5 protein-coding genes and 1 pseudogene are annotated in these 6,671 nt (G+C 70.8%); 3 read left to right on the forward strand and 3 right to left on the reverse strand.

All coding sequences use genetic code 11. The features are described 5' to 3' along the window. Positions 1–109: pseudogene (locus BI06_RS53585) on the forward strand (haloacid dehalogenase); the annotation flags it as partial. Between the two features lie 95 nt (positions 110–204). Here BI06_RS53585 and BI06_RS15845 read toward each other — a convergent pair. The 3 genes from BI06_RS15845 to BI06_RS15855 form a co-directional block, all read right to left on the reverse strand. Continuing rightward, entirely contained in the window at positions 205–924 is a 720-nt protein-coding gene (locus BI06_RS15845) for an SDR family NAD(P)-dependent oxidoreductase (RefSeq protein WP_030398646.1), read from the reverse strand. A gap of 520 nt (positions 925–1,444) precedes the next feature. Next, the gene (locus tag BI06_RS15850; RefSeq protein ID WP_030398645.1) at positions 1,445–2,734 is read right to left on the reverse strand and encodes a citrate synthase; all 1,290 of its coding nucleotides are present in this window, start codon (positions 2,732–2,734) and stop codon (positions 1,445–1,447) included. Between the two features lie 224 nt (positions 2,735–2,958). Further along, entirely contained in the window at positions 2,959–5,163 is a 2,205-nt protein-coding gene (locus BI06_RS15855) for an ATP-dependent RecD-like DNA helicase (protein WP_030398644.1), read from the reverse strand. A gap of 206 nt (positions 5,164–5,369) precedes the next feature. Between BI06_RS15855 and BI06_RS15860 the strand changes: the two genes are divergently transcribed. Together BI06_RS15860 and BI06_RS15865 are read left to right on the forward strand one after the other, a co-directional pair. Beyond that, positions 5,370–6,155: a VOC family protein gene (locus BI06_RS15860; protein WP_043468732.1), complete on the forward strand. Its 786-nt coding sequence runs from the start codon at positions 5,370–5,372 to the stop codon at positions 6,153–6,155. A gap of 30 nt (positions 6,156–6,185) precedes the next feature. Continuing rightward, positions 6,186–6,638, forward strand: coding sequence for a GNAT family N-acetyltransferase (locus BI06_RS15865; protein ID WP_043469706.1), 453 nt, complete (start codon positions 6,186–6,188; stop codon positions 6,636–6,638). The last annotated feature ends 33 nt before the right edge of the window (positions 6,639–6,671 follow it).

The raw sequence follows: 6,671 nt of genomic DNA on the forward strand, positions 1-6,671 counted from the left end.
GGCCGCCGCCGGACTCCTCAACCCGATGATCGCCGGCGCCACGATGGCCTTCTCCTCGGTCTTCGTGCTCACCAACAGCCTCCGCCTCCGCACCTTCCAGGCCGGCTAGCAGCAGCCCGGAACACACCCGGGAAGACGCCCAGGAGACGGCCGAGGGGCCCCTACCGCAGCCGCGGCAGGGGCCCCTCGGCCGTTCGGCGGCCCTCAGCGGCCGAGCAGCTCGCCGCCGTTGCAGTGCAGGATCTCGCCGGTGATGAACCCGGCCTCCGGCGAGGCCAGGAACTGCACCGCCGCCGCCACCTCGCCGGTCTCCCCGATCCGCCCCAGCAGCGTGCGGGCCGCCCGGCGGGAGACCTCGGCCTCGTCCAGCCGCGGCCCGAAGAACTCGGTGCCCGCCACCGTGCCCGGGGCCACGATGTTGGCCGTGATGCCCGAGGTGCCCAGCTGGGCGGCCAGGAAGTTGTTCCAGGCGTGCAGCGAGGCCTTCGCCGCCCCGTACGAGCCCGCCCCGCGCAGCGCCGCGATCGAGCTGATGGTGACCACTCGGCCGGACCCCGGGGTCAGCCGGTCCCGGATCGACTCGGTGAGCAGCACCACGGTCAGCACATTGCGCTCGAAGTCGCCCCGCCAGCGGGCCAGCAGGGCGTGCGGTCCGGCGCCGATCACGGTCTCCCGGCTGCCGGCGTTGTTCACCAGCACATCGATCCGCTCGGGCAGTTCGGCGAGCGCGGACTCCACGGCGTCCGGATCGGCGAGGTCGCAGACCAGCGGGGTCACGTTCGGCCCGAAGCCGGCGGCGGCCTCCTCCAGCACCGCGCGCCGCCGGCCGACGATCACGACCCGTTCGCCGGCCTCGGCGAACCGCCGCGCCACCTCGTACCCGATCCCCGTGCCACCGCCGGTGACAACCACGTTCCTGGTCATCTGCGCACTCCCTCCCCAGCTCCGCCGCCACGCTGCTGGGTGCGGGGCGGTCCGTACCGGAATGCCACGATTCCTATCACGCTCGGTTGCCGTGACTGCGGGGAGGGTGACGTCGCCGCCGCCGGAAGGTGTGGTATGGAGCCGGTACCGCACGCACACGGAGCGTGGCGAGAGGCAGCTCACACCCCCCGGGCGTAACTTCTCGCACGCTGATACGTCTTAGGTTGGTAGTGCGGCAGTTTTTCCGGTGGGCGAAGACGTGGCGAACGGCATAACGTCGACGCGTGGCCACCACTGTCGCCGACGGGGCTCCGGCGGGCCCCGGGTCGGTCGCCGAGGTTGGCGGCCTTCGCGCACGACGCCGGGGTGTGGCAGGGGCCGGGGACGCTTTGAGCGGCCGTCCCGGGCCCGCAGCCGCCCCCGGAGTCGTGCGCCGGACATGGAGGAGCAGAGACCGAGGGCCCGGCCGCAGAAGTGCGGCCGGGCCCTCGTGGCACGGTGTCAGGGCGTGCGCTTGGCGTCAGCGGGCGTCGATCCCGACGTAGTCGCGGATCTCGACGCCGGTGTAGATCTGCCGCGGACGGCCGATCCGGCTGGTCGGGTCGTTGATCATCTCGTGCCAGTGGGCGATCCAGCCCGGCAGCCGGCCGAGGGCGAACAGCACGGTGAACATGCTGGTCGGGAAGCCCATGGCGCGGTAGATCAGACCGGTGTAGAAGTCCACGTTCGGGTAGAGCTTGCGCGAGACGAAGAAGTCGTCCTTGAGCGCGTGCTCCTCCAGCTTGAGCGCGATCTCCAGCAGCTCGTCCGACTTGCCGAGCTGGCCGAGCACCTCGTGGGCGAGCAGCTTGACCTGCGCGGCGCGCGGGTCGAAGGCCTTGTACACGCGGTGGCCGAAGCCCATCAGCTTGACGCCGGACTCGCGGTTCTTGACCTTGGTGATGAAGGCGTCGACGTCGCCGCCGTCCTTCTGGATGCTCTCCAGCATCTCCAGCACGGCCTGGTTGGCACCGCCGTGCAGCGGGCCCCACAGCGCCGAGATGCCCGCCGAGATCGAGGCGAACAGGTTGGCGTGGCTGGAGCCGACCAGGCGCACGGTGGAGGTCGAGCAGTTCTGCTCGTGGTCCGCGTGCAGGATCAGCAGCTTGTCCAGCGCGTTGACGATGACCGGGTTGAGCTCGTAGTCCTCGGCCGGGACCGCGAAGGTCATCCGGAGGAGGTTCTCGACGTAGCTCAGGTCGTTGCGCGGGTAGACGAAGGGCTGGCCCATCGCCTTCTTGTACGCGTACGCCGCGATGGTCGGGAGCTTCGCCAGCAGGCGGACCGTCGACAGGTGGCGCTGGGCCGCGTCGAACGGGTTGTGGCTCTCCGGGTAGAACGTCGACAGCGCGCCGACCACCGAGGACAGCATGGCCATCGGGTGGGCGTCCCGGGGGAAGCCCTGGAAGAAGCGCTTGACGTCCTCGTGCAGCAGGGTGTGCTGGGTGATCTCGCGGTTGAACTCCGCCAGCTGGTCCGCGTTCGGCAGCTCGCCGTTGATCAGCAGGTAGGCGGTCTCGATGAAGTCACCCTTGGCGGCGAGCTGCTCGATCGGGTAACCGCGGTACCGCAGGATGCCGTTGTCACCGTCCACGAAAGTGATCGCGGACTTGTAGGCGGCGGTGTTGCCGAAGCCGTTGTCCAGGGTGACCAGGCCGGTCTGCGGGAGCAGCTTCGAGATGTCGAAGCCGGCGTTGCCCGCAGTGCTCTCGACGACGGGGTACTCGTACTCGCCGTCCTGGTACCGCAGTACTACCGAGTTGTCGCTCACGTCTTCCTCACCGACGAAATGAATCCTCTTCCAAGGTGCCCTGACTGTCTCTACCTTCCCCCATCCGGCGGACAGCCGCGCACCCGGGGTGACCCGAAAGGGCCCGCCCCTACAAAACCTGCCGCCGCAGCCGGTACGAACCGGACAAGATCGGCACCCCACCAGGCTCTGCCGTAAATCTCTTCACGTCAAGAGAACAATAGAGGCAAGCATCCCTTGGAGAATCATCCAGACGCCAACCGGTGGTCGAGCGCGGCATGCCTCCGACCTGCGCTGACACTGCGAACAGCCTGGGCGATCGCTTTCCGTGACCCCACCAGCACAACCAGTTTTCGGGCCCTGGTCACCGCGGTGTAGAGCAGATTTCGCTGAAGCATCGTCCATGCGGACATGGTGACCGGAATCACCACCACCGGGTACTCACTGCCCTGCGACCGGTGGATGGTCACCGCGTAGGCGTGCGCGAGCTCGTCCAACTCGTCGAAGTCGTACGGCACCTCCTCGTCCTCGTCCGTCAGCACCGTCAGCCGCTGGTCGTCCACGCTGAGGGCCGTCACCACTCCCACTGTGCCGTTGAAGACCCCGTTCCGCCCCTTGTCGTAGTTGTTGCGGATCTGCGTGACCTTGTCGCCCACCCGGAACGTCCGCCCGCCGAACCGCCGCTCCGCCAGCCCCTCCCGGGCCGGCGTCACCGCCGCCTGGAGCAGCGTGTTGAGGTTCCCCGCGCCCGCCGGGCCCCGGTGCATCGGCGCCAGCACCTGGACGTCCCGCCGGGCGTCGTAGCCGAACTTCTGCGGGATCCGCCGGGCCACCACGTCCACCGTCAGACCCGCCGCCAGCTCCGCGTCCTCCTCCGCGAACAGGAAGAAGTCCGGCAGCCCCTCGGTCTGCGGCGGCAGCCCCTCGTTGATCCGGTGCGCGTTGATCACCACCCCCGACTGCTGCGCCTGTCGGAAGATCCGGGTCAGCCGCACCGAGGGAATCGGCCCGCCCTCGGCGAGCAGGTCCCGCAGCACCTCCCCCGCACCCACCGAGGGCAGCTGGTCCACGTCCCCCACGAACAGCAGGTGTGCGCCCGGCGCCACCGCCTTGACCAGCTTGTTCGCCAGGATCAGATCCAGCATCGACGCCTCGTCGACCACCACCAGGTCCGCGTCCAGCGGCCGGTCCCGGTCGTACGCGGCGTCCCCGCCCGGCCGGAGCTCCAGCAGCCGGTGCACGGTCGAGGCCTCCACCCCGGTCAGCTCCGCCAGCCGCTTCGCCGCCCGCCCGGTCGGCGCCGCCAGCACCACCTTGGCCCGCTTCGCCAGCGCCAGGGTCACGATCGACTTCACCGTGAACGACTTGCCGCAACCGGGGCCGCCGGTCAGCACCGCGACCCGCTCGGTCAGCGCCAGCCGCACCGACTGCTCCTGCTCCGGCGCCAGCTCCGCCCCCGTCTTCCGCGCCAGCCAGCCCAGCGCCGCCGGCCAGTCCACGTCCCCGAACCACGGCATCCGGTCGGTGTCCGCCCGCAGCAGCCTCAGCAACTGGTTGGCCAAGGAGATCTCCGCCCGGTGGAACGGCACCAGGTACACCGCCGTGATCGGCTCCCCCGCCGCCCCCGGCACCTGCTCCCGCACCACCCCCTCGGCGGCCACCAGCTCCGCCAGGCAGTCGATCACCAGCCCCACGTCCACCTGGAGCAGCTTCACCCCGTCGGCGATCAGCCGCTCCTCCGGCAGGTAGCAGTGCCCCTGGTCGCTGCTCTGCGACAGCGCGTACTGCAGGCCCGCCTTCACCCGCTCCGGGCTGTCGTGCGGGATGCCCACGGCCTGCGCGATCCGGTCCGCGGTGAGGAAGCCGATGCCCCAGACGTCCGAAGCCAGCCGGTACGGCTCGTTCTTCACCACCCCGATCGAGCCGTCCCCGTACTGCTTGTAGATCCGTACAGCCAGCGAGGTCGAGACCCCCACCCCCTGCAGGAAGACCATCACCTCCTTGATGGCCTTCTGCTCCTCCCACGCGGCCGCGATCTTCTTCGTCCGCTTCGGCCCGAGCCCCGGCACCTCGATCAGCCGGCCCGGCTCGTGCTCGATCACCTCCAGCGTGTCCACCCCGAACCGCTCCACGATCCGCTCGGCGAACCGCGGCCCGATCCCCTTGATCAGCCCCGACCCCAGATAGCGCTGGATGCCCTGCACCGTGGCCGGCAGCACCGTCGTGTAGTTCTCCACCACGAACTGCCGCCCGTACTGCGGATGCGACCCCCACCGCCCGTGCAGCCGCAGCGACTCCCCCGGCTGCGCCCCGAGCAACGCGCCGACCACCGTCAGCAGATCGTTGCCGCCCCGCCCGGTGTCGACCCGCGCCACGGTGTAGCCGGTCTCCTCGTTCGCGTAGGTGATCCGCTCCAGCACCCCCTCGACCTGGGCGAGCTGGCGCGGCACCGCCTGGTCGCCGCTCGTACCGGTCCCGGTCCCGGTTCCGGTGCGCGCCGCCGTCTGCCTGGCCACCGGGCCTCCTGTCACCGTGCGGAAGGACTTCCGCTACGCACCGTACCGTCCGGGTGCGACATCCCGGGTGGCAGTGCCAGGCTGGGGGCAGCGGGGCGGGGCCAGGCCGACATCCGATCAAGTCGAAGGAGCGGAACACCGTGCTCACCACCGCCTTCCGGCCGGGTGCTCCCAACTGGCTGGACCTCGCCAGCCCGGACACCCCGGCCTCGGCCGCCTTCTACACCGGCCTGTTCGGCTGGAGCTCCGCCACCGGCCCCGGTGCCGCCCGGCACAGCCTCTTCCGCCGGGACGGCCGGACGGTCGCCGCGCTCGGCCCGGTCACCTCCGAGGGCGACCGCGCCGCCTGGACCGTCCACTTCCGCACCCTCGACTCCGACCGCACCGCGGCCCTGGTCCGCGCGGCCGGCGGCCGGGTCCGCTTCGGCCCCTTCGACGTCCTCAACAGCGGCCGCACCACCAGCTGCACCGACCCGACCGGCGCCGACTTCGCGGTCTGGCAGCCGCACGCCGTCGACGGCCTGGACACCGTCACCGAACCCGGCAGCCTCTGCTGGACGGAGTGCTTCAGCATCGACGCCGAGGCCGCCAAGACCTTCTACCGAGCGGTGTTCGGCTGGCAGGAGCAGGACGTCCCGCTCGGGCTCGACCTCTACACGGTGCTCACCCCGCCCGGCGGCGGGACGGCGGACGCGCACGGCGGGATCTGCCCGATCCCGCCCGAGGACGCCGCCGCCGGCATCTCCTCGCACTGGCTCCCCTCCTTCGAGGTGCCCGACGTCGACGCCACCCTCGCCACCGCCGAAGGGCTGGGCGCCACCGTCCGGCTCCCCGCCGAGGACGTTCACGGCGTCGGCCGCCTGGCCCGGCTCGTCGACCCGCACGGCGCCGCTTTCGCCGTCGTCACCAGCGCCCCGCCCGGCTGACGACGCCAACCGCCCTTCTAGGGTGTGACCATGAACGATCTGACGATCCGCCGGGCGACCGGCGACGACCTGCCGGCCATTGTCGCGATGCTCGCCGACGACGCCCTGGGCGCGACCCGCGAGAGCCTCGACGATCTCACCCCCTACCGCACCGCGTTCGACCGCATCGACACGGACCCGCACCAGCACCTCGTCGTCGCCGAACGCGCCGGCCGGACCGTCGGCACCCTGCAGCTGACCGTCATCCCGGGCCTCTCCCGGAAGGGCTCCACCCGGACCGTCATCGAGGGTGTGCGCGTCCACAGCGACGAACGCGGCAGCGGCCTGGGCACCGAACTGATCCAGTGGGCGATCGAGCGCTCCCGCGAACTCGACGCCCAGCTGGTCCAGCTGACCTCCGACATCACCCGCACCGACGCGCACCGCTTCTACGAACGCCTCGGCTTCGTCCCCTCCCACCTGGGCTTCAAGCTCGCGCTCTGACGGAATTCACGCCCTGTCGGAAATTCACGCAGA

It is taken from the genome of Kitasatospora sp. MBT66 (assembly GCF_000710405.2).
Taxonomy (GTDB): domain Bacteria; phylum Actinomycetota; class Actinomycetes; order Streptomycetales; family Streptomycetaceae; genus Kitasatospora; species Kitasatospora purpeofusca.

Bases quoted from the DNA above. Each gene is read 5' to 3' on its own strand.
- BI06_RS15845 (WP_030398646.1), bottom strand. From the start codon at position 924: ATGACCAGGAACGTGGTTGTCACCGGCGGTGGCACGGGGATCGGGTAC.
- BI06_RS15865 (WP_043469706.1), top strand. From the start codon at position 6,186: ATGAACGATCTGACGATCCGCCGGGCGACCGGCGACGACCTGCCGGCC.